Genomic DNA, 21510 nt, shown 5'->3' with positions numbered 1-21510 from the left:
ACACCAGGACAAGCCCTACGCCCCTTTCGCATGTTAAGGTCAGCACCTGATTTGTATTTCTGGACCCGTGCATGCCCTTCTGTCTTTCCCATCGTTGGCCACTGCGCCAAATGATTGTTGCCGCAAGCGTTGCCCTGCTTGTCGCCTGCGCCGAAAAACCTACTGCCGCCGACGCCCAACCGCTCCAGACAGCCCCCGCCGTGACCGCTCCGGCCATCGTGCCGCCTCTGGTACCGACCGGTGAAGACCTGGCCATTGCGCCCACCCAGACCTTCGCGCAATGGCAGGCCGGGTTTCGCAAGGAGGCACTGGCCGCCGGGATCCGTGGCGACCTGTTCGACCGTGCGTTTATCGGCGTCAGCCCGGACATGAGCGTGATCAAGGCCGATCGCAGCCAGCCGGAATTCACCCGTCCCGTGTGGGAATACCTCGATGGCGCGCTGTCGCCACTGCGGGTCAACAAAGGCAAGAGCCTGATCCAACAGAACGCCCAGATCCTGCAAAGCATCGAGCAGCGTTACGGCGTCGATCGTGAGGCGCTGGTAGCGGTGTGGGGCATGGAGAGCAACTTCGGCCAGTTCCAGGGCAGCAAGTCGGTGATCAACTCCCTGGCGACCCTGGCCTACGAAGGACGGCGCCCGGGTTTTGCCCATGCGCAACTGATCGCCGCGCTGCAAATCCTGCAACAGGGCGATATCACACCGGAAAAAATGCTTGGCTCCTGGGCCGGCGCCATGGGCCAGACCCAGTTCATTCCCACCACGTACAACACCCATGCGGTGGATTTCGACGGCGACGGTCGCCGCGACATCTGGGGCAGCTCCACCGACGCCCTGGCCTCGACCGCCCACTACCTGCAAAGCTCCGGCTGGCAGCGTGGCCAGCCGTGGGGGTTCGAAGTCGATCTCCCAGAGGGCTTCGACTACACACTGGCCGATGGCACGATCCGCAAGCCTGTTGCTGAATGGGAGCGACTGGGGGTTTCAGAATATGGTGGCCTGCCAATAACCCCGGATGACAAACAGCTGTCGGCGTCCCTGCTCCTGCCGGCCGGCCATCGCGGCCCGGCGTTCCTGATCTTTGATAACTTCCGCGCCATCCTCAAGTACAACAACTCGTCGTCCTATGCCTTGGCGGTCGGGTTGTTGTCAAAGCGCTTTACCGACGGCGGGCTGGTCTATGGCCAGTGGCCCAAGGAGGACCTGCCCCTGAGTCGCAGCGAACGCATCGAGCTGCAAACCCTGCTGGGCAAGCACAACTATGACGCGGGCAACCCCGACGGCATCATCGGCGCCAACACCCGCAAGGCCATCCGCAGCGCCCAGCAGTCGTTCGGCTGGCCGGCTGATGGGTATCCGACGCACCAGTTGCTGGAGGCGTTGCGTAGCCGCTGAATTGCCTTATGGCGACTACCGCTTTCGCGAGCAAGCCCGCTCCCACAGGTATTCCCGATCAACCTGTGGGAGCGAGCTTGCTCGCGATGACTGATTTGCGGACGCTACAGAACTAGCAGCTAACCACCACATCCTGCTCCAGCACCAACCTCTTCTCCCCCGCATCCAGCGTCACCAATGCCCCCATGGGCAAGGTCAGGTTCGGATCGCAGTGCCCGCTGCGCCAGCCGGACAGCACCGGGATGCGCAATGGCTCGAAGGTCTGCTTGAGCAATCGGTTCAACGCCTCGACGTCGACCCCGGCCACATCCCCCACCAACACGCCGCGTAGCTGGTGCAACGTGCCGGCCAACCGCAGCTGCGTCAGCAATCGGTCGATGCGGTACAACGGCTCGTTGACGTCTTCGATGAACAGGATCACCCCTTCGGCGTCGATCTGATAAGGCGTGCCCATGGTCGCGGCAATCATCGACAGATTGCCGCCCAGCAGACGTCCATGGGCGATGCCCGGCTCAACGGTGGTCAATGGATACGCTGCGGGATGGCTTAGCGTGCTACCGGCCTTCAACTGGCCACGCAGCAGGCTGAAAAACGAGGTGACGGTTGGGGGCTCCTTGTCGCCCAGCAGATCGGCGTTGAGCAGCGGCCCGTGGAAGGTCACGAAGCCGGCGTAACGGCTGATGGCCAGGTGCAGGGCGGTGATATCGCTGTAGCCTACGAATGGTTTGGGGTTGCGCTTTAAGAGCTCGAAATCGATACGATCGAGTAGACGGGGCGTGCCGTAGCCGCCGCGTAGGCAGATGATGGCTTTGACTTCTGGGTCGGCGAAAGCGGCGTGCAGGTCGTTGAGCCTTGTCTCGTCGCTGCCGGCCAGGTAGTTGTCCTTTTCGTAGACGCCGGGGAATATCCGGAGCTCATGACCCCGGGCGCGCATCCATTGGATGGCTTTTTCCGTGTCCAGGGGGGCGGGGCCGGCGGGGGCGATCACGGCGATCAGGCCTTCTTGAGGGAGGGCTGGGACGGGGTGGTGTGGGGTTAGGGCCATGGGGTTCCCAGTTTTCTTGATCGTGTGTATATCCGTTTTTTTTGTAACGGCGGCTGGCGGTTCCGCCCTTACGGCGGGTCACTTTTGGAAAGAGCGCCAAAAGTAACCAAAAACGCTCTGCCCCACCACTTGGCACCTCGCCTAGGCTCGGTGTGCCCTCACTCCGGCATTGCTCCGTGGGCCGCCGCGAAGGGCCATCCATGGCCCAGCGCGGCTAACCCGGCATCCATGCCGGGATGCCCACTGCGCAATGCCTGCGTTCGGCCAGCGTGGTTTAACGGGGCGCCCAAGATCAAAAGCCAAAGCAAAGCCAAAGCGCGGCACATCCAGCATTTACGTAGCTGTGCCACCGCTATCGCGAGCAAGCTCGCTCCCACATTGGATCTTCAGCAGCCACAAAACTCATGTACACCACAACCCCTTGTGGGAGCGAGCCTGCTCGCGATGAGGCCAGCACATCCAACATCCTCATCGACTGTGACATCGCCTTCGCGAGCAGGCTCGCTCCCACATTGGATCTTCAGCAGCCACAAAACTCATGTACACCGCTACCCCTTGTGGGAGCGAGCTTGCTCGCGATGGGGCCGGCACATCCAACATCACCGCAAACTGACACACCGCTTTCGGGAGCAAGCCCGCTCCCACAGGGGAAACGCGGTCTCACCAAGAACCAGGCCGGCTGTTAGGCCGCCTCGGTTCAGTTTTTGATCTGGGGCGCCCCGTTAACCACGATGGCTGAACGCAGGCATTGGTTCGTGGGCAACCCGGCATGGATGCCGGGTTAGCCGCGCTGGGCCATGGATGGCCCTTCGCGGCGGCCCACGAACCAATGCCGGAGTGAAGGCATGCCGAGCCCAGGCGAGGCACCGAGTGGTGGGGCAAAGCGCTTTTGGTTACTTTTGACTGGGCCGGCTTCCGGGCTTTTCCAAAAGTGACCCGCTGTAAGAGCGGAACCGTCAGCCGCCGTTACGCAAAAACGGATATACACACCACCCCAAAAACCAACGCTAAAAAATCAGGACCCGAGCAGCTCAGCCTTAACCAACTTAGCCTGCTCATCCGCATGATACGAAGACCGCACCAACGGCCCCGAAGCCACGTTCTTGAAGCCCATCTTGTACCCTTCCTCAGCAAACCAGGCAAAGGTATCCGGATGCACAAAACGCTGCACCGGCAGGTGACTACGCGAAGGCTGCAGGTACTGGCCCAAGGTCAGCATATCGATGTCATGCTCACGCATGCGCTTCATGACCTCGATGACTTCCTCATCGGTCTCACCCAGGCCCAGCATCAAGCCAGACTTGGTCGGAATGTGCGGCATCATCTGCTTGAAGCGTTGCAGCAAGGTCAACGACCACTGGTAATCCGAACCCGGACGCGCGGCCTTGTACAGGCGCGGTACGGTTTCCAGGTTGTGGTTGAACACATCCGGCGGCTCGGCCGCGGTGATTTCCAGGGCGATGTCCATGCGGCCACGGTAATCGGGCACCAGGGTTTCCAGCTGAACGTTCGGCGACAGCTTGCGGATCTCGCGGATGCAGTCGGCAAAGTGCTGGGCACCGCCGTCACGCAGGTCGTCGCGGTCCACCGAGGTGATGACCACGTACTTGAGCTTCAGGTCGGCGATGGCGATGGCCAGGCTTTCCGGCTCGTTGGTGTCCAATGGCTTCGGACGGCCGTGGCCGACGTCACAGAATGGGCAGCGACGGGTGCAGATGTCGCCCATGATCATGAACGTGGCGGTGCCGCCGGAGAAGCACTCACCCAGGTTCGGGCAGGAGGCTTCTTCGCAGACGCTGTGCAGCTTGTGCTTGCGCAGCAGGGCCTTGATCCGGTCGACTTCCGGGGACACCGGGATGCGCACGCGGATCCAGTCAGGCTTCTTCGGCAATTCGGTGGTCGGAATGATCTTGACCGGGATGCGTGCAACCTTCTCGGCGCCGCGCAGCTTGACGCCGGCCTCTACCTTGGCACGTGGGGCCGGACGCTCGGTGACGTCCTGCGTCGGGATAATGGTTTGCACTGCATCAGTAGTCATATCAGTCGATTCCGCCCGTGAGGGTCGTCTGCTCAGCATAGTCGAGGTGTTTGACGAGCTGCGCGCGCAGCCGGGCACTTACCTCGGCAAATTCAATCGATCCTGCATGCTCGCTCAACTGGGTCATCGCCAGTCCCGCGTAGCCACAGGGATTAATCCGTCGAAATGGCGCAAGGTCCATGTCCACGTTCAGCGCCAGGCCATGAAACGAACAGCCGTGGCGGATTCGCAATCCCAAGGAGGCGATCTTCGCCCCGTCGACATAGACACCCGGCGCATCCGGCTTGGCCGCCGCCGTCACACCGTAGCTGGCCAGCAGCTCGATCAGGCATGTCTCCATGCGGGTGACCAGCTCGCGCACGCCAAACCCCAGCTTGCGCACATCCAGCAACAGGTAGGCGACCAATTGGCCAGGGCCATGGTAGGTCACCTGCCCGCCCCGGTCGACCTTCACCACCGGGATATCCCCCGGCAGCAGCAGGTGCTCGGCCTTGCCGGCCTGGCCCTGGGTGAACACCGGCGGGTGTTCCACCAGCCAGACTTCATCGTCGGCGGTGGTGCCGCGTTCGTTGGTGAAGCGTTGCATGGCATGCCAGACCGGCTCGTAAGCCATCGTGCCCAGCTCGCGAAAGCCCAGCGTGCCCGGCATCACAACACCATGTGCACGAAACCGGTCGCGCGCAGCTCGCTGTTGATGTCGTAGAGCTGTTCCTGACCGGTGGCAATGATGTGCAACTGGATCGTCGTGTACTTGCCGTTGGTACTCTGGCGCTCGGCCAGGGTCTTGTGGTCAACGGTGGCATGTTTTTCAAGGATCGCAATGATCCGGTCCTTGAAACCCACGCCGGTGTCGCCGATGACCTTGATCGGATAATCCGCGCAAGGGAATTCGATCTTTGGCGCTTTTACTTCAGAGTCTGTCATGGGGTAACGGCCTCGTAAGCCGTGGTAACGCACATGGCCCCGCTCCGGATGGGAACGAGGCCATGCAGGTCAACACTTCAATCAGTTGAACAAGCCGTAGAAGAATAGACGGATGCTATCCCACATGCGGCGGAAGATACCACCTTCCTCGACCGCGTCCAGAGCGATCAGGTCGGCGCTGTGCACCACTTTGTCGTCCAGTTTGACTTCGACTTTACCGATCACGTCGCCCTTGGCGATGGGAGCGGTCAGTTGCGGGTTCATGGTCATGCTGGCAGCGAGCTTCTTGAGCTGGCCTTTAGGCAAGGTCATGGTCAGGTCCTGGGCCAGGCCGGCCTTCACCTGATTGGTGGTGCCTTTCCAGACCTGGGCCTGGGCCAGTTCGGTGCCCTTCTGGTAGAAGGTCTGGGTTTCGAAGAAGCGGAAACCGTAGGTCAGCAGCTTCTGGGTTTCAGCGGCACGGGCCACTTCGCTGCTGGTGCCGAAGACGACGGCGATCAGGCGCATGCCATCACGGACAGCCGAGGACACCATGCAGTAGCCAGCCTCGTCGGTGTGGCCGGTCTTCAGGCCATCGACGGTCTTGTCGCGCCACAGCAGCAGGTTGCGGTTAGGCTGCTTGATGCCATTCCAGAAGAATTCCTTCTGGGAGTAGATGGCGTAGTGCGCCGGGTCTTCGTGAATGATCGCCCGTGCCAACAGCGCCATGTCGTGAGCCGACGAGTAGTGCTCAGGGTTCGGCAGGCCGGTAGGGTTCATGAAGTGGCTGTTGGTCATGCCCAGGTCGGCGACGGTTTTGTTCATCATGTCGGCGAACGCATCTTCGCTGCCGGCGATGTGCTCGGACAGGGCGACACTGGCGTCGTTGCCGGACTGGATGATGATGCCGTGCAGCAGGTCGCTGACGGTCACTTGCGAACCGACCTTGATGAACATCCGCGAACCGCCGGTACGCCAGGCGTTTTCGCTGACGGTCACCGGATCGTTTTCACCGATCTGGCCGCGACGGATTTCCAGGGTGGCGATGTAGGCGGTCATCAGCTTGGTCAGGCTGGCCGGTGGCAGGCGCTGGTCACCGTTGTTCTCTACCAGGACCTCGCCGCTGCTGGCATCCATGAGCACAAAGGATTTGGCGGCCAATTGAGGAGGCGCAGGCATCATCTCGACCGCGAACGCGGCTGGAGAGAGAAGCAGCGGGACTAGCAGGCAAAGGCGTTTGGCAAAGGTGGTGATGTTCATCCGTCTCTCGAAATCGCTAATGGAACTGCCCGAAGGCAAAACTAAACAGGCAGCCTCTTAACGGGCCACCGCGTATTTAAGTTGCTCACTCACAACCCTTGCCGGGCTTTTGTTATTCATGGAGCCAACAACCTGACCCGCTCCAACCGCAAGCGGGCCTCAATCAATTACTCGGCGGTGACCAGGCTCGGCGAACCGAGATTGGCCAGGCGCACACTGTTCTGCACTTGCTGGACTTCACCCGGAGAACCGATCGGCCCCAGACGCACCCGATGCAGTGTCTGCTGGTTGCGCACGATCGAGCTGATGAACACCGGGGCGCTCACCATCGAGCTGAGCTTCGACCTCAGCAGCTCGGCAGCGTCCGGGTTGGCGAACGCGCCCACTTGCAGAAACTGGCCAGACGCTGTTGCAGAAGCGTTTTTTTTTGCGTCGAGCTGAACGGGCACTACGGCCGCCGCGTGCTGCTGCGGCGGTGGCGTCCACTGCTCGACCGTGCCGGTGGACGCCGTCACGGTCGGCGCGGCATTTTGCGCCACTTTCGGCTCGTTGAGCATCAAAGGCGCCGGACGGCCGCGTTGGGCCCACCATTCCTGCGGGTCGATACCTTCGACCTTGACCCGGGCGGTGCCGATTTCAGCGTAACCAAGTTTTTTCGCCGCCGCATACGACAAGTCGATGATGCGGTCGGAATAGAACGGCCCACGGTCATTGACCCGCAGGATCACGCTCTTGTTGTTGTCCAGGTTGGTCACCCGCACATAGCTGGGCAGCGGCAAGGTCTTGTGGGCCGCGCTCATGCCATACAGGTCATACACTTCGCCGTTGGCGGTGTTCTGGCCATGGAACTTGGTGCCGTACCAGGACGCCGTGCCCGAAGCGACATAGCGCTTGGAGTCGCTCAGCGGGAAATAGGTCTTGCCCAATACCGTGTACGGGTTGGCCTTGTAGGGGCCGGTGTGCAGGGTCGGCGTCGCGTCGGGAATGCGCGAGACATCCACGTCCCACCACGGCGCGCCGTCCTTGTGGGCCCGGTTGATGTCCAGGCCCGGCGTCGCGCGCACGGCGGTGGAGTCTTTCTGGGCCGGCGTGCGGCTGGTCGAACAACTGACGACCAACAGCGACAGCGCGGCCAACGCCACGAGCTTGAGGGGCTTGGTTTTCAGGGGTTGATAGGTAGGCAGTGCCCGCATTATTTGACGCCCCGTGCTTTGACCAGCTCTTCAGACAGTTGATATACGGCCATGGCGTACATCACGCTGCGGTTATAACGCGTAATCGCGTAGAAATTCTTCAGGCCCATCCAGTATTCGGGGCCTTGTTCGCCTTCCAGGCGTATCGCGGTGACCGGCATGTCGTCACGCAGCGCATCATGACTCGACCAGCCCAACGCCCGCAACTCCCCGACGGTTTTCGTCGGCTCGATGCCCTCGGTCAGGCCCTCGTCCACCTGCTCGCCACGCACGTCGGCCCGGCTGACCACCGGCTGGCCGGCTTCCCAGCCGTGGCGCTTGAAATAGCTGGCAACACTGCCGATGGCATCGGTCGGGTTGGTCCAGATATTGATGTGGCCGTCGTCGTCGAAGTCCACCGCGTAAGCGCGAAAACTGCTGGGCATGAATTGCGGCAGGCCCATGGCCCCGGCGTAAGAACCCTTGAGGGTCAGCGGGTCGACCTGCTCTTCGCGGGCCAGCAGCAGGAACTCGCGCAGCTCCTTGCGGAAGAATTCGGCGCGCGGCGGGTAGTCGAAGCCCAGGGTCGACAGCGCGTCGATCACCCGGAAATTCCCGGTGTTACGGCCAAAGAAGGTCTCGACGCCAATGATAGCCACAATGAACTGGGCTGGTACGCCGTATTCCTGCTCGGCACGGGCCAGGGCCGCCTCGTGCTGGCGCCAGAAGTCCACGCCCCGGGCGATACGCGCCTCGGTGATGAACATCGGCCGGTACTCGCTCCACTGCTTGACCCGCTCGGCGGGCCGGGAGATGGCGTCAAGGATCGACTGCTTGCGCTCGGCCTCGCGAAACACGCCCATCAGCTGCTCACCGGCAAAACCGTAGTCGCGGGTCATCTCACCGACGAATTCGGCCACCTGCGGCGAGCCTTCGTATTCGCCAGCCTGGGCATGGGACGCACCGCCCAGGAAGCCGACCAGGCCGATCCACGGCGCATATCGCGTCGACCAGCCACGCATTGCTTGCATTGAACTCTTCACCTTATTCAAACCTGCGCGATCCATTTGCGATGCGTATGAATCGACATCAAGACCCCAAACGCTGACAGTAGTGTCACCAGCGAAGTTCCTCCGTAGCTAATGAATGGCAACGGCACCCCCACGACCGGCAACAGGCCACTGACCATACCGATGTTGACGAAAACATAAACAAAAAACGTCATGGTCAGGCTGCCCGCCAGCAACTTGCCGAACAACGTCTGGGCCTGGGCGGTGATCACCAGCCCCCGGCCGATCAGCAGCAAATAGATCAGCAGCAGCACGCAGATACCCACCAGGCCGAACTCCTCGCCCATCACGGCGATGATGAAGTCGGTGTGGCTTTCCGGCAAAAAGTCCAGGTGCGACTGGGTGCCCATCAGCCAGCCCTTGCCGAACACCCCGCCGGAACCGATGGCGGCCTTGGACTGGATGATGTTCCAGCCGGTGCCCAGCGGATCGCTCTCCGGGTCGAGGAAGGTCAGGATTCGCTGCTTCTGGTAGTCGTGCATCACGAAGTACCACATGGCCACCGACACCGGCACGGCGATGGCGATCACGCTGAGGATCCAGCGCCAGCGCAACCCGCCCATGAACAGCACGAAGGCACCACCGGCCAGGATCAGCAGCGAAGTACCCAGGTCCGGCTGGCGCACGATCAGGATGAACGGGATGCCGATCAGCAACAGGCTGATGCACACGTGCTTGAGCTGCGGCGGCAGGGTGCGCTTGGACAGGTACCAGGCGATGGTCGCCGGCATGATGATCTTGAGGAACTCCGAAGGCTGGAAGCGGACCACCCCGGGAATGTTGATCCAGCGGGTGGCACCCATGGCGTTGTGGCCCATCACGTCCACCACCACCAGCAGGCCCACGCCCACCACATAGGCCAGCGGCACCCAGCGGGCCATGAAACGCGGCTCGAGCTGGGCAATGACGATCATCGACACCAGGCCGATGCCGAACGAGGTGGCCTGCTTGCCCAGCAGGTCCCAGTTCTTGCCACTGGCCGAATACAGCACGAACAGGCTGCCTGCGGCCAGGGTCAGCAGCAGGATCAGCAACGGACCATCGATGTGCATGCGCTGCAACAAGGTGGCACGACGGCGCATCACATCTTCGCTGGAGAGGATCCGGTCGAAATTATTCTTCACGGGCCGTAGCCTCCGCAGTGGTGGGGCTTGCGTATTCAGGCTTGAGCTGGCCGTGCTCGTCCAGCAGCCAGGCGTCCATGATCTGGCGCACCACTGGCGCGGCGACGCCGGAACCCGACTCACCGTTCTCGACCATCACCGATACGACGATCTTCGGGTTGTCGGCCGGCGCGAAGCCGACGAACAAGGCGTGGTCGCGATGGCGTTCCTGGACCTTGGAGCGGTCGTACTTCTCGCCCTGCTTGATGGCGACGACCTGGGCCGTACCGCTCTTGCCGGCAATGCGGTAGGGCGAGCCGATGGCCGCCTTGCGGGCGGTGCCCCGGGCGCCGTGCATCACCTGCTGCATGCCGTTGTTGACCTTCTGCCAGTCCGACGGATTGCGCAGGATGATGTCTGGCATCGGGTCCGGGTCCACCGGTTTCTGGCCTTCGATGGTCTTGGCCAGGTGCGGGCGATACCACTTGCCCTTGCTCGCCACCAGCGCCGTGGCCTGGGCCAGCTGCAAGGGCGTGGCCTGCATGTAGCCCTGGCCGATCCCCAGGATCAGGGTTTCGCCGGGGAACCAGGCCTGGCGCCGGGTCGCGCGCTTCCATTCCCGGGACGGCATCAAGCCAGGTGACTCTTCGAACATGTCCAGGGAGACCTTCTGACCGATGCCGAACTTGCCCAGGTAGGACGACAACCGATCGATCCCCAGCTTGTGGGCCAGGTCATAGAAGTAGGTGTCGTTGGAACGCATGATGGCCGTTTCCAGGTCCACATAACCGTCGCCGGTGCGGTTCCAGTTGCGGTACTTGTGGTCGTAGTTGGGCAGCATGTAATAGCCGGGGTCATAGACCCGGCTCGACGCGGTCACCACGCCAGAGTCCAGCCCGGCAATCGCCACGGCAGGCTTGATGGTCGACCCCGGCGGATAGAGGCCGCGCAGCACACGGTTGAACAGCGGCCGATCGATGGAATCGCGCAACTCGGCGTAGGCCTTGAAGCTGATACCGGTGACGAACAGGTTCGGGTCGAAACTCGGCTGGCTGACCATCGCCAGCACCTCGCCGGTGTTCGGGTCCAGCGCCACCACGGCGCCACGGCGACCGCCCAGCGCCGCTTCGGCGGCCTCTTGCAGCTTGATGTCCAGGCTCAGGACGATGTCCTTGCCGGGAATCGGGTCGGTGCGCTTGAGCACCCGCAATACGCGGCCGCGGGCGTTGGTTTCGACTTCCTCGTAACCCACCTGGCCATGCAGCTCCGGCTCGTAGAAACGCTCGATGCCGGTCTTGCCGATATGGTGGGTGCCGCTGTAATTGACCGGATCGAGGGTCTTGAGCTCTTTCTCGTTGATCCGCCCCATGTAGCCGACCGAGTGGGCAAAGTGCGGCCCCTGGGGATAATGACGCACCAACTGCGCCACCACCTCGACGCCGGGCAGGCGGAACTGGTTCACGGCGATCAGGGCGATCTGCTCTTCGGTCAGCTCGAACAGGATCGGCACCGGCTCGAACGGACGTCGGCCCTGGCGCATGCGCTTCTCGAAGATCGCCCGGTCCTCGGGCGTCAGTTGCAGCACTTCGACGATCACGTCGAGCACGTGCTGCCAGTCGCCGGAGCGCTCGCGGGTCATGCTCAGGCTGAAGCTGGGCCGGTTATCCGCCACCACCACGCCATTGCGGTCAAAGATCAACCCGCGGGTCGGCGGAATCGGCTGCACATGCACCCGGTTGTTTTCCGACAGGGTCGAGTGGTACTCGTACTGGATCACCTGGAGGAAATACAAGCGCGCAATCAGCACGCCGATCAGCGTCACCACCGTAATAGCGCCGAACACGACGCGGCCCCGCACCAGGCGGGCGTCTTTTTCGTGGTCCTTGATACGGATCGGCTGGGGCATGGGGCAGGATTACTTGTGGTAAGGGTGCCCGGACAGAACTGTCCAGGCACGATACAGCTGTTCGCCGATCAGGATCCGCACCAGCGGGTGTGGCAACGTCAACGGCGACAATGACCAGCGCTGATCGGCCCGGGCACAGACTTCCGGCGCCAGCCCTTCCGGGCCACCGACCATGAAATTGACCGTACGCGAATCCAGCCGCCAGCGGTCGAGTTCCACCGCCAGTTGCTCGGTGCTCCAGGGCTTGCCATGGACTTCGAGGGTGACAATGCGCTCGTTCGGCCCGACCTTGGCCAGCATGGCTTCGCCTTCCTGGCGGATGAAGCGCGCCACGTCGGCGTTCTTGCCACGGGTGTTGAGCGGAATTTCCACCAGTTCCAGGGCCAGCTCGGACGGAAGACGCTTGGCATATTCATGCCAGCCTTCTTCCACCCACTTGGGCATGCGAGAACCGACGGCGATCAGGCGCAGTCGCACAGCGGTCCCTTATTGCTGGTCTTTGTTGAGCTTGGTGAAGTGCTCATGGGGGTTTTCCGGGCTGTGGTGCGCGGCGCTGGCCGAACGGCTCTGCTCGGCACCGGCCCACAGGCGCTCCAGGTCGTAGAACTGGCGCGCCGAGGCGGTCATCATGTGCACGATGACGTCGTCCATATCCAGCAGTACCCAGTCGCTGTCGCCCTTGCCTTCTTCACCCAGCGGCTTGACGCCCTGGGCCTTGACCGCTTCGCGGACCTTGTCCAGCATCGCGCCGATCTGGCGGTTGGAGGTACCGGTGGCGATGATCATGTAGTCCGTGATGCTCTGCTTTTCACGAACGTCGATCACCTGGATGTCCTGGGCCTTGACGTCTTCCAGGGCCGCCACGGCCACCTTGACCAGTTCTTCACCGGCCAGTACGACGCCGGTGTGGGCCTCTACTGGCAGCGGGGCGCTTTTGAACGTGCCTTTGCGCTTTACTTTGTTTACGTCTTTGTCAGTCATATAAAACTCGTTTTGCTCGTATGTTCGGGCGCTTCGCTACACGCATTCACGTGCCTTGAAGCACACCTTTTTCAGTTCGACGCACGGTAAAGCCCGTGCGCATCGATGTAGGCCAGGACCGCGTCGGGCACCAGGAAACGTACCGACTTACCGCTGGCCAGCAGTTGACGGATCTGGGTGGCGGATACCGCGAGCGGCGTCTGCCAGACGAATGCAATCTGTCCGCTCGGCCCTTTCAGGGCCAGCGGGTCGCTCACCGAGCGGGCCGCCAGCAGGTTGCGCAAGGCATCCGGCGGCTCGCTGTCGGCATCCGGGCGTTGCAGCACCAGGATGTGGCAATGCTGGAGCAACTCTTCCCAGCGATGCCAAGTGGGCAGGCCGCAAAATGCGTCCCAGCCCAGAAGCAGAAAAACCTGGGCATCAGCGGCCAATTCGGCGCGCATCAGCTCCAGGGTATCAATGGTGTAGGACGGTTTGTCCCGCTGCAATTCGCGGGCATCCACCACCAACGGTGCCACACCGGCCACCGCGCACTCGACCATCGCCAGGCGGTCCTGCGCCGACACCTGCGGCGTATCCCGGTGAGGCGGCCGGGCGCTGGGCGTCAGGCGTAGCTCATCGAGGGCCAGGGCGTCGGCGACTTCCAGCGCACCGCGCAAATGGCCGATGTGCACCGGGTCGAACGTGCCGCCCAGGATACCGATGCGCCGGGGCAGGGTTGTCGTCGTCACAGCAGCTGGCGGGTCGAGATCGCCCAAGTCAGACCGACTCCTGTCCGCGCAACTGGCCGTCACCGACCACGATGTACTTCTCGCAGGTCAGGCCTTCGAGGCCCACCGGGCCGCGGGCGTGCAGCTTATCAGTAGAAATGCCGATCTCGGCACCCAATCCGTATTCAAAGCCATCGGCGAAGCAGGTCGGGGTGTTGATCATCACCGACGCCGAATCCACTTCGGCCACGAAGCGCCGGGTTTCACCCAGGTTTTCACTGACAATGGAGTCGGTGTGGTGCGAGCCGTGGCGATTGATGTGCTCGATGGCCTCCTCCAGCCCGTCGACCACACGGATCGACAGGATCGGCGCCAGATATTCGGTGTCCCAGTCTTCTTGCGTGGCCGCAACGGCCTCGATGATCACCCGGGTGCGCTCGCAACCGCGCAGCTCAACGCCTTTCTCGCGGAACTGGGCAGCCATCGACGGCAGGAAGTCCTTGGCCACGGCCTGGTCCACCAGCAGGGTTTCCATCGCGCCGCAGATACCGTAGCGGTAGGTCTTGGCGTTGAAGGCGATGCGCTGGGCCTTCGGCAATTCAGCGTGGGCGCTGACGTAGACGTGGCAGATGCCGTCCAGGTGCTTGATCACCGGCACGCGGGCGTCACGGCTGACCCGTTCGATCAGGCCCTTGCCGCCACGCGGCACGATGACATCGACGAACTCGGGCATGGTGATCAATGCCCCGACTGCGGCACGGTCAGTGGTTTCCACCACTTGCACCACGGCCGCCGGCAGATCGGCTTCGGCCAGGCCGCGCTGGATGCAGGCGGCAATGGCGCGGTTGGAATGGATCGCCTCGGAGCCGCCACGCAGGATGGTCGCGTTACCCGACTTCAGGCACAGGCTGGCGGCGTCGATGGTCACGTTCGGCCGCGACTCGTAGATGATCCCGACCACGCCCAGGGGCACGCGCATCTTGCCGACCTGGATGCCCGACGGCCGGTAGCTCATGTCACGGATCGCCCCGACCGGGTCCGGCAGGGCCGCGACCTGGCGCAGACCGACGATCATGCCGTCGATGCGTGCCGGGGTCAGCGCCAGGCGCTCGAGCATGGCCGGTTCCAGACCATTGGCCCGGCCGGCGGCCAGGTCCAGCTCGTTGGCAGCGGACAACTCGGCACGCGCAGCGTCCAGCGCATTGGCGGCGGCCTGCAGGGCGCGGTTTTTCTGCGCGGTGCTGGCCCGGCCGATGATGCGCGACGCTTGGCGAGCGGCGCGACCCAGGCGGGTCATGTAGTCAAGAACGGACTCAGTCATGGTCTGTGTGGTCTTGGCGATGAGGAAAGCGGCAGATTATAGCTGTCGTAACCCTCGACTAACAGCATGGACTCACAGTGGTGACCGGCGGAGGAGCAAAACAGGCGTAAACAGCCGGTTGAAGCGACTGTTCAGCGGTGATTAAGCTTTCCATTGCTATCATCGCGCTTCCTTTGGCCTCACCTCGTTTATCGCCATGACCGATTTGCCATCGCCCAACGCCCTGCCCCACGCCTTTTTCGATCGCGACGCCCAGGTGCTTGCCAAGGACCTGCTGGGCAAAGTCATCCGTCACAAGGTCGGTGACCTGTGGCTCAGCGCGCGGATCATCGAGACCGAGGCGTATTACTTCGCCGAAAAAGGCAGCCACGCCTCGCTGGGCTACACAGAAAAACGTAAGGCTTTGTTTCTGGATGGCGGCCACATCTATATGTACTACGCCCGGGGCGGCGATTCGTTGAACTTCAGCGCCCAGGGCCCCGGCAATGCGGTGCTGATCAAATCGGCGTACCCGTGGGTCGATGCTCTTTCCGGGCCGGCGAGCCTGGCGCAGATGCTGCTCAACAACCCCGACGCCCAAGGCCGGCCGCGCACACCGCAGAAACTCTGTGCCGGCCAGACCCTGCTGTGCAAAGCCCTGGGGCTGAAAGTGCCGGACTGGGACGCCAAACGCTTCGACCCAGAGCGCTTGCTGGTGGAAGATGTCGGCGTGCCGACGGTCAATGCGATCCAGACCACCCGCCTGGGCATTCCCCAGGGACGGGACGAGCACCTGCCCTACCGCTTCGTCGATGCCGCCTATGCCCCGTGGTGCACCCGCAACCCTTTGCGGCGCGGACAGGTCGAAGGGCGTGATTATTTTTTGTTGTCCTGATGAAATATCGTCCCCCCTATGGGAGCGGGCTTGTGGGAGCAAGGCTTGCCCGCGATGCAGGCGACACGGATCAACAGTAAGGTCGCGTCATCGTTCGTCGCGAGCAAGCTTTGCTCCCACAAGCGCTCCCCACAGTAAAAACTGCATGCCGATCAATATTCAATGGAGTTGTATTTATGGGCCCATGGCTCGATAGCATCACCGGTTGGTTGACCGTCAACCCGCAATGGCTGGCGGTGGCGGTGTTCATCGTCGCCTGCGTGGAGTGCCTGGCCATCGCCGGCCTGATCGTGCCCGGTACCGTGCTGTTGTTTGCCATCGCCGTGCTGGCCGGCAGCGGCGCATTGTCCTTGGGCGAGACGTTGCTGCTGGGCCTGCTCGGCGGCTTGCTGGGGGACCTGGTGTCGTACTTCCTCGGCCGGCATTTCCACCAGAACATCCGGCGCCTGCCGGGGCTGCGGCATCACCCGGAATGGATGAGCGCGGCGGAAAACTATTTCCAGCGCTACGGCATCGCCAGCCTGCTGGTGGGCCGTTTCATCGGCCCGCTACGGCCCATGTTGCCGATGGTGGCCGGGATGTGCGACATGCCGTTCCCGCGTTTCGCCGCCGTCAGCGTGTTGGCTGCGGCAGGCTGGACCGTGGCGTACCTGCTACCGGGCTGGGCCACCGGGGCGGCGTTTCGCCTGCCGCTGCCTGAAGGTTTCTGGCCGCAGGCCGGCGTGGTCATCGGCAGTATCGCGGTGATGATCGGGCTGAGCGTCAACAGCAGCCTGCGTCGCCATCGCCATGCCACGGCGCTGATCGCAGGCCTCGGCCTGGTGATCCTGATCGGCCTGTTCATCGGCTTTCGCTACCTGACGGCGTTCGACCAGGGCTTGATGGCCCTGGTCCAGGAGCATCGCAGCCCGACACTGGATGAAATCGCCGTGACCTTCACGCTGATCGGCGAATTCCGCTACATGCTGATTGTCTGCAGCCTGTTGACCGCGTTATTGCTGTTGGCACGGCAATGGCGGCAGGCGATCTTTGCCGGTGGCACGATGCTGCTCACCTCCCTGGCCAATACTGGTAGCAAACACTTCTTTGCCCGTGTGCGCCCGGAAATCCTCACCGACCCGCTGACCAGCTACAGCATGCCCAGCGGCCACTCCTCCGGGGCATTCGCGCTGTTCCTGACCCTCGCCGTCCTGGCCGGTCGCGGCCAACCGCCACGCCTGCGCCTGACCTGGCTGCTGCTGGGCTGCCTGCCAGCGCTGGCCATCGCCCTGTCGCGGGTTTACCTGGGGGCGCACTGGCCGAGCGACATCGTCGCCGGGGCGATGCTCGCCGCCAGCATCTGTGCGGCCGCCCTGTGGTTGAGCCAGCGCCAAAGCCCGCTACCGGCCATGCCGCCGAAAGTCTGGTGGCTGATCCTGCCGGCGCTGGTGGCGGTGTTCAGCTTCTTCGCGCTGCGGCACCTGCCGCATGCGATGTTGCGGTATGCCTATTGAACACACTATCTGTGGGCACTGGAGATCCCCTGTGGGAGCGGTGTTGTTCGGTGGATATGAGTGGTGTCAGGCGAAGAGTTCGCCCTGCAACTCATCGAGCAACGCCTGGATCGCATCCAGGCGCTGTTGCGGGTCGTCGAGTTGCAGCAGGTCGATCTTGTCCAGCTCATTGAACGGCAGCAGGTAGGCCAGTTGATTGGCCAGCGATTGCTGGCCGGTCGCTTCGGTGCCCATGTTCAGGGCCTCGACCATCGGGTGCTCGGCCAGGGCCTTGAGCAGCGCCACCAGGTCGGCGTCTTCCTCTTGCAGCGGTTGCTCCGGTTCTTCTTCCAGCCACTCGACTTCAGCGACCGTCAGTTGATCCGCCTGGACGCTGCTGTCATGGACGATAAAACGCCGCCCGCCCTGCACGCGAATGCCCAGCAGACCATTGTCCTGCTGGGAAAAGTCGGTGATGCGCGCTTCGCAACCGACCCGCGCGTAGCCCTCAGGCGCGATGCCGACTTCCTCGCCATCGAGGATGCACACCACGCCGAAGCCTTCGCCCTTTTTCATGCAGCGCCCGATCATGTCGAGGTAACGCGCCTCGAAAATCTGCAAGTCGAGGATGCAACCGGGGAACAGCACGGTGTTCAACGGGAAAAGCGGCAAGCTCATAACCAGTTCCTTAAACCGTCATCGACACCACCAACGGCAGCAGCACCGCCGTGGCCACGCCCATCAGACTCATTGCCAGCGCCGCAAAGGCGCCTGTTTCCTCGCTTTCCTGCAACGCCACCGACGTGCCCACCGCATGGGCCGCCAGCCCCAGGGCCATGCCCCGAGCTTCTGGGCTATGGACACCCAGCCTGGTCAGAATACTCGGGCCGAGGATCGCCCCGAGCACACCGGTGATCAACACGAACACCGCCGCCATCGCCGCCACACCGCCGATCTGCTCGGCCACCAGCATGGCGATCGGCGAGGTCACGGACTTGGGCGCCATGGTCATCAGAATCATGTGCTCGGCACCAAAAGCCCAGCCCAACACCACCGCAGAGCCGGTGGCAAACACCCCAGCTATCACCAGCGTAGTAAAAATCGGCCAGAACAACTGCCGGATCCGTCGCAAGTTCAAATACAACGGCACGGCCAGGGCGACCGTGGCCGGGCCCAGCAGGATGCTGAGGATCTCGGTGCTCTTGCGGTATTCGGCATAGTCAATGCCGCAACCGACCAGCACGACGATCAACAGCACCATCGACATCAGCACCGGTTGCAGGAACACCCAACGGGTCTTTTCGAACGCCGCCAGTACCAGTTGATAGGCGCCCAGGGTAATGCCGATGCCAAACAGCGGATGGTGGATCACCGAGGTCCAGGCACCTTGCCAGTCGAGCATCATTGACTGTCCTCCGGAGCGGCGATGTGACGCCGGGCCAGGCGCTGCATCAGCACCCCTGTCAACGCCACGGACAGCACCAGCGATAAGGTCAACGCGCCGACGATGGCCCAGAAATCGGCGGCAATCGCCCGGGCATAGACCATCACCCCCACTGCGGGCGGCACCAGCAGCAATGGCAGATAACGCAGCAGGCTGCTGGCGGCCAGGTTCAGCGGCTCGCTGACTTCGCCGCGCACCACCAGATAACCGAGCAACAGCAGCAGGCCAATGATCGGCCCCGGCAACACCGGCAAGAACAAATGATTGATTGCAGTGCCCAGCAATTGAAACAGCACCAGCCAGGTCAGGCCCCGTAGCAACATCCGCTCTCTCCCCTGCAACACTTACTCAAAGAATGCGCCGGCATTATAAGCATGCCCACGCTATGGGTCGGCATTCGTAAAAAGCATGTTCGGTGACCTTACTTGCGCGCCATGTTGATCTACAGTGGTTCTCCGGGGATGCCGATCCCCGTTCCAGAAAAAGTAAAACAGATGAACCCAAGGAGAGTCTCAATGCCCTACGTCCCCGTTGCAGCGCTCAAAGATTATGTCGGCAAGGAACTTGGACGTTCCGAGTGGCTCACCATCGATCAGGAGCGCATCAACCTGTTCGCCGAAGCCACTGGCGACTTTCAGTTCATCCACGTCGATCCGGTCAAGGCCGCGCAGACCCCGTTTGGCAGCACCATCGCCCACGGTTTCCTGTCGCTGTCGCTGATGCCCAAGCTGATGGAAGACATCCTGATCCTGCCCGAGGGCGTGAAGATGGTCGTCAACTACGGGCTGGACAGCGTACGCTTCATCCAACCGGTGAAGGTCGATTCCAAGGTGCGGCTCAAGGTCGACCTGGTGGAAGTCACCGAGAAAAAACCTGGCCAATGGCTGCTCAAGGCCACCGCCACACTGGAGATCGAAGGTTCGGAAAAACCGGCCTACATCGCCGAGCCGCTGTCGCTCTGCTTCGTGTAAACCTGCGCGGTCGCGAAACCGCTCAGGCAGTTTCGCATCGCTTCTCTGTATCCAAGGGGCATAGCTGCGGCATACTCGTGGCCTGATGACCTGGATCCCGTTATGCGCTTATTCGTCCCACTGACTCTGACCCTGCTGCTCACCGCCTGTGGCAACGGCGAATCGCCGCTGCCTCCCGACGCGCGCCTGCCCGACGGCGGCCGCTATCGCGGCGACCTGGTGGACGGGCTGCTGCAAGGCCAGGGGCGCATCGACTACCCCAATGGCAGCTGGTACGCCGGGCAGTTCGACAAAGGCCAGTGGCACGGCACCGGGGAATGGCATGGCAGCAATGGCGAGGTCTATCGCGGCCAGTTCGAGCAGGGCCTGTTCCACGGCCAGGGCAGCCTGACCACACCGACCAGCAGCTACACCGGCGGCTTCAAGCTGGGGCGCCGGGACGGTGAAGGGACGCTCAAGGAAAACGGCATGACCTACCGGGGCGAGTTCAAGGCCGACCGCTATTCCGGCCTCGGACGCCTGGAACTCGACGACGGCAGCCAGTACCAAGGCCCGTTCGCCAACGGCAAGCCCAACGGTGAAGGCCAGCGCTTCGACGCCAGCGGCAACCAGTTCACCGGGCATTTTGTCGACGGGCAACTGCAGGGCAAGGGCACCTTCAACAGTGCCGATGGCGATGTCTACATCGGCGGCTTCAAGAACAACCAGCTCAACGGTCGCGGGCGCTACGAAAATGCCGACGGCGATGTCTGGATCGGCCGGTTCAAGGACGGCGCGCTGACCGGCAAGGGCGAACTGATCGGCGCTGACGGCAGCCACTATCTCGGTCAATTCAATGATTGGCGCTTTACTGGCGAGGGCCGCCTGAACCTGCCCGACGGCAGTTTCTACGTCGGCCAGTTCGAAAGCGACAGCTACCACGGGCGCGGCACCCTGGCGCTGACAGACGGCACCGTGCAAAGCGGCACCTGGGCCAACGGCCAACGGGTGCGCGACGCGGACGGCAGGCTGCTGCCGGATGTGCTCGAACTTGGCGTGCTGGCCCAAGGCCGCCTACTGGACGATGCTCTCGCCAACATCCCGGCCTCGACCCCGGCGGTGGAGCTGTACAGCCTGACCCTGGGCGGCGATGGCAAGCAAAGCGTGTTCCTGCGCGAATCCGACTATGTCGCCAACATGCTCGCCAGCCGTTTCGGCGCGTTCGGGCAGATTCGCCTGGTCAACCACCGCGATCACCTCGGCGACCGGCCCATGGCCAGCCGCGAAAGCCTGCGCCGCGCCGCCGCCACCCTGGCCGAGCGCAGTGGTCCGGAAGACCTGATTTTCATCTACCTGACCAGCCACGGCACCAGCGAGCATGAGCTGGTGCTCGACCAGCCGCGCATGGAACTGGCCGACCTGCCCGCCGATGAACTGGCCGTGGTGCTGGCGCCACTGAAGAACCGCGACAAGATCGTAGTGATCTCGGCCTGTTATTCCGGCGGCTTCATCCCGGCACTCAAGGATGAACGCACCCTGATCATGACCGCCTCCCGGGGCGACCGGGTGTCCTTCGGCTGCTCCGAGGAAGCCAACTTCACCTATTTCGGCGATGCGCTGTTCGCCCAGGCATTGAACCAGACCGACGACCTGGAGCAGGCCTTCAAGCGAGCCAAGGCCACCGTTGCCGAGCGCGAACAGGCCGACAACTTCGAAGCGTCCGAACCTCAGATGTGGGCGCCGAGGACGGTCCTTTCCCACTGGCAACTGCTGCGCAAACAGCAGGCACGTAAAGCATTGCAAAGTGCTGCATTGAACGACGAGGCCACAAAGAGCAACTAAGCTGAACCGTATCAAGGGGGAAACA

At 62.7% G+C, this 21510-nt stretch carries 21 protein-coding genes; 5 read left to right on the top strand and 16 right to left on the bottom strand.

What is annotated here, in order from left to right:
- Window positions 1-71: 71 nt before the first annotated feature.
- A complete protein-coding gene (locus tag AB4O09_RS04785; protein WP_003205883.1) occupies window positions 72-1394 on the top strand; it encodes a lytic murein transglycosylase in 1323 nt (440 codons plus the stop codon).
- Window positions 1395-1506: 112 nt separating this feature from the next.
- Here AB4O09_RS04785 and AB4O09_RS04780 read toward each other — a convergent pair whose 3' ends face one another.
- The 13 genes from AB4O09_RS04780 to AB4O09_RS04720 all read right to left on the bottom strand — a co-directional run bounded on the left by AB4O09_RS04780 (window position 1507) and on the right by AB4O09_RS04720 (window position 14903).
- Window positions 1507-2439 carry a S66 peptidase family protein gene (locus tag AB4O09_RS04780; protein ID WP_460107970.1) on the bottom strand — a complete coding sequence of 311 codons (933 nt, stop codon included), beginning with the start codon at window positions 2437-2439 and terminating at the stop codon, window positions 1507-1509.
- Window positions 2440-3454: 1015 nt separating this feature from the next.
- Entirely contained in the window at window positions 3455-4477 is a 1023-nt protein-coding gene (lipA, locus tag AB4O09_RS04775) for a lipoyl synthase (RefSeq protein WP_003205886.1), read from the bottom strand.
- Window position 4478: 1 nt separating this feature from the next.
- Window positions 4479-5126, bottom strand: a complete 648-nt coding sequence (gene lipB, locus AB4O09_RS04770) for a lipoyl(octanoyl) transferase LipB (RefSeq protein ID WP_003205887.1) — start codon at window positions 5124-5126, stop codon at window positions 4479-4481.
- Window positions 5126-5401: a DUF493 domain-containing protein gene (locus tag AB4O09_RS04765; RefSeq protein WP_003185772.1), complete on the bottom strand. Its 276-nt coding sequence runs from the start codon at window positions 5399-5401 to the stop codon at window positions 5126-5128. The genes lipB and AB4O09_RS04765 overlap by 1 nt, the downstream gene beginning before the upstream one ends.
- An 81-nt stretch (window positions 5402-5482) precedes the next feature.
- Window positions 5483-6640: a D-alanyl-D-alanine carboxypeptidase family protein gene (locus tag AB4O09_RS04760; protein ID WP_003205888.1), complete on the bottom strand. Its 1158-nt coding sequence runs from the start codon at window positions 6638-6640 to the stop codon at window positions 5483-5485.
- Window positions 6641-6807: 167 nt separating this feature from the next.
- Window positions 6808-7833, bottom strand: a complete 1026-nt coding sequence (locus AB4O09_RS04755) for a septal ring lytic transglycosylase RlpA family protein (protein ID WP_003205889.1) — start codon at window positions 7831-7833, stop codon at window positions 6808-6810.
- Window positions 7833-8843 carry a lytic murein transglycosylase B gene (mltB, locus tag AB4O09_RS04750; protein ID WP_003205890.1) on the bottom strand — a complete coding sequence of 337 codons (1011 nt, stop codon included), beginning with the start codon at window positions 8841-8843 and terminating at the stop codon, window positions 7833-7835. The genes AB4O09_RS04755 and mltB overlap by 1 nt, the downstream gene beginning before the upstream one ends.
- A 17-nt stretch (window positions 8844-8860) precedes the next feature.
- Complete coding sequence (gene rodA, locus AB4O09_RS04745) at window positions 8861-9964, bottom strand: rod shape-determining protein RodA (RefSeq protein ID WP_043042958.1); 1104 nt, start codon at window positions 9962-9964, stop codon at window positions 8861-8863.
- 31 nt (window positions 9965-9995) lie between these two features.
- Entirely contained in the window at window positions 9996-11891 is a 1896-nt protein-coding gene (gene mrdA / locus AB4O09_RS04740; protein ID WP_003205893.1) for a penicillin-binding protein 2, read from the bottom strand.
- A gap of 9 nt (window positions 11892-11900) precedes the next feature.
- Window positions 11901-12368, bottom strand: coding sequence for a 23S rRNA (pseudouridine(1915)-N(3))-methyltransferase RlmH (gene rlmH, locus AB4O09_RS04735; RefSeq protein ID WP_003185785.1), 468 nt, complete (start codon window positions 12366-12368; stop codon window positions 11901-11903).
- A 9-nt stretch (window positions 12369-12377) separates the two neighbouring features.
- Window positions 12378-12872 (bottom strand): ribosome silencing factor, encoded by a 495-nt coding sequence (gene rsfS / locus AB4O09_RS04730; RefSeq protein WP_003205895.1) that lies wholly within the window; start codon window positions 12870-12872, stop codon window positions 12378-12380.
- 71 nt (window positions 12873-12943) lie between these two features.
- Window positions 12944-13588 carry a nicotinate-nucleotide adenylyltransferase gene (gene nadD, locus AB4O09_RS04725; protein WP_161797247.1) on the bottom strand — a complete coding sequence of 215 codons (645 nt, stop codon included), beginning with the start codon at window positions 13586-13588 and terminating at the stop codon, window positions 12944-12946.
- A gap of 43 nt (window positions 13589-13631) precedes the next feature.
- Window positions 13632-14903: a glutamate-5-semialdehyde dehydrogenase gene (locus AB4O09_RS04720; protein WP_003205898.1), complete on the bottom strand. Its 1272-nt coding sequence runs from the start codon at window positions 14901-14903 to the stop codon at window positions 13632-13634.
- A 196-nt stretch (window positions 14904-15099) separates the two neighbouring features.
- On the opposite strand from AB4O09_RS04720, the gene AB4O09_RS04715 reads away from it, so the two are divergent.
- Together AB4O09_RS04715 and AB4O09_RS04710 are read left to right on the top strand one after the other, a co-directional pair.
- The gene (locus AB4O09_RS04715) at window positions 15100-15777 is read left to right on the top strand and encodes a DNA-3-methyladenine glycosylase (RefSeq protein WP_003205899.1); all 678 of its coding nucleotides are present in this window, start codon (window positions 15100-15102) and stop codon (window positions 15775-15777) included.
- Window positions 15778-15953: 176 nt separating this feature from the next.
- On the top strand, window positions 15954-17270 hold the full coding sequence (locus AB4O09_RS04710) for a bifunctional DedA family/phosphatase PAP2 family protein (RefSeq protein ID WP_003205902.1): 1317 nt from the start codon (window positions 15954-15956) through the stop codon (window positions 17268-17270).
- Between the two features lie 66 nt (window positions 17271-17336).
- Here the strand turns inward: AB4O09_RS04710 and AB4O09_RS04705 are convergent, their stop codons facing one another.
- Genes AB4O09_RS04705 through AB4O09_RS04695 form a run of 3 tightly spaced genes read right to left on the bottom strand, consistent with a single transcriptional unit; the run spans window position 17337 to window position 19016 of the window.
- Window positions 17337-17927, bottom strand: a complete 591-nt coding sequence (locus tag AB4O09_RS04705; protein ID WP_003205904.1) for an LON peptidase substrate-binding domain-containing protein — start codon at window positions 17925-17927, stop codon at window positions 17337-17339.
- Window positions 17928-17937: 10 nt separating this feature from the next.
- Complete coding sequence (locus AB4O09_RS04700) at window positions 17938-18654, bottom strand: LrgB family protein (protein WP_003205906.1); 717 nt, start codon at window positions 18652-18654, stop codon at window positions 17938-17940.
- Window positions 18651-19016 carry a CidA/LrgA family protein gene (locus AB4O09_RS04695; protein ID WP_003205907.1) on the bottom strand — a complete coding sequence of 122 codons (366 nt, stop codon included), beginning with the start codon at window positions 19014-19016 and terminating at the stop codon, window positions 18651-18653. Before AB4O09_RS04695 ends, AB4O09_RS04700 begins: the two co-directional genes overlap by 4 nt.
- Window positions 19017-19208: 192 nt before the next feature.
- Here AB4O09_RS04695 and AB4O09_RS04690 point away from each other — a divergent pair, with 192 nt between their 5' ends.
- Both AB4O09_RS04690 and AB4O09_RS04685 read left to right on the top strand, forming a co-directional pair.
- Window positions 19209-19664, top strand: coding sequence for a MaoC family dehydratase (locus AB4O09_RS04690; RefSeq protein WP_003205908.1), 456 nt, complete (start codon window positions 19209-19211; stop codon window positions 19662-19664).
- Between the two features lie 102 nt (window positions 19665-19766).
- Window positions 19767-21485, top strand: a complete 1719-nt coding sequence (locus AB4O09_RS04685; protein WP_013694275.1) for a C13 family peptidase — start codon at window positions 19767-19769, stop codon at window positions 21483-21485.
- Window positions 21486-21510 lie beyond the last annotated feature (25 nt).

This window comes from Pseudomonas sp. H1_F01 (genome assembly GCF_054681425.1).
Note: the sequence above shows the minus strand (reverse complement) of the source record. Positions and strands in the feature narration are given on the sequence as shown.

Excerpts from the sequence above, each read along its gene's own strand:
- AB4O09_RS04720 (WP_003205898.1), bottom strand. The coding sequence starts at position 14,903 with ATGACTGAGTCCGTTCTTGACTACATGACCCGCCTGGGTCGCGCCGCT.
- AB4O09_RS04780 (WP_460107970.1), bottom strand. The coding sequence starts at position 2,439 with ATGGCCCTAACCCCACACCACCCCGTCCCAGCCCTCCCTCAAGAAGGC.
- rsfS (WP_003205895.1), bottom strand. The coding sequence starts at position 12,872 with ATGACTGACAAAGACGTAAACAAAGTAAAGCGCAAAGGCACGTTCAAA.
- AB4O09_RS04765 (WP_003185772.1), bottom strand. The coding sequence starts at position 5,401 with ATGACAGACTCTGAAGTAAAAGCGCCAAAGATCGAATTCCCTTGCGCG.
- mltB (WP_003205890.1), bottom strand. The coding sequence starts at position 8,843 with ATGCAAGCAATGCGTGGCTGGTCGACGCGATATGCGCCGTGGATCGGC.
- mrdA (WP_003205893.1), bottom strand. The coding sequence starts at position 11,891 with ATGCCCCAGCCGATCCGTATCAAGGACCACGAAAAAGACGCCCGCCTG.
- AB4O09_RS04695 (WP_003205907.1), bottom strand. The coding sequence starts at position 19,016 with ATGTTGCTACGGGGCCTGACCTGGCTGGTGCTGTTTCAATTGCTGGGC.
- AB4O09_RS04710 (WP_003205902.1), top strand. The coding sequence starts at position 15,954 with ATGGGCCCATGGCTCGATAGCATCACCGGTTGGTTGACCGTCAACCCG.
- AB4O09_RS04715 (WP_003205899.1), top strand. The coding sequence starts at position 15,100 with ATGACCGATTTGCCATCGCCCAACGCCCTGCCCCACGCCTTTTTCGAT.
- AB4O09_RS04785 (WP_003205883.1), top strand. The coding sequence starts at position 72 with ATGCCCTTCTGTCTTTCCCATCGTTGGCCACTGCGCCAAATGATTGTT.
- AB4O09_RS04685 (WP_013694275.1), top strand. The coding sequence starts at position 19,767 with ATGCGCTTATTCGTCCCACTGACTCTGACCCTGCTGCTCACCGCCTGT.
- lipA (WP_003205886.1), bottom strand. The coding sequence starts at position 4,477 with ATGACTACTGATGCAGTGCAAACCATTATCCCGACGCAGGACGTCACC.
- AB4O09_RS04755 (WP_003205889.1), bottom strand. The coding sequence starts at position 7,833 with ATGCGGGCACTGCCTACCTATCAACCCCTGAAAACCAAGCCCCTCAAG.
- AB4O09_RS04705 (WP_003205904.1), bottom strand. The coding sequence starts at position 17,927 with ATGAGCTTGCCGCTTTTCCCGTTGAACACCGTGCTGTTCCCCGGTTGC.
- AB4O09_RS04690 (WP_003205908.1), top strand. The coding sequence starts at position 19,209 with ATGCCCTACGTCCCCGTTGCAGCGCTCAAAGATTATGTCGGCAAGGAA.
- rodA (WP_043042958.1), bottom strand. The coding sequence starts at position 9,964 with ATGCGCCGTCGTGCCACCTTGTTGCAGCGCATGCACATCGATGGTCCG.
- lipB (WP_003205887.1), bottom strand. The coding sequence starts at position 5,126 with ATGCCGGGCACGCTGGGCTTTCGCGAGCTGGGCACGATGGCTTACGAG.
- AB4O09_RS04760 (WP_003205888.1), bottom strand. The coding sequence starts at position 6,640 with ATGAACATCACCACCTTTGCCAAACGCCTTTGCCTGCTAGTCCCGCTG.
- AB4O09_RS04700 (WP_003205906.1), bottom strand. The coding sequence starts at position 18,654 with ATGATGCTCGACTGGCAAGGTGCCTGGACCTCGGTGATCCACCATCCG.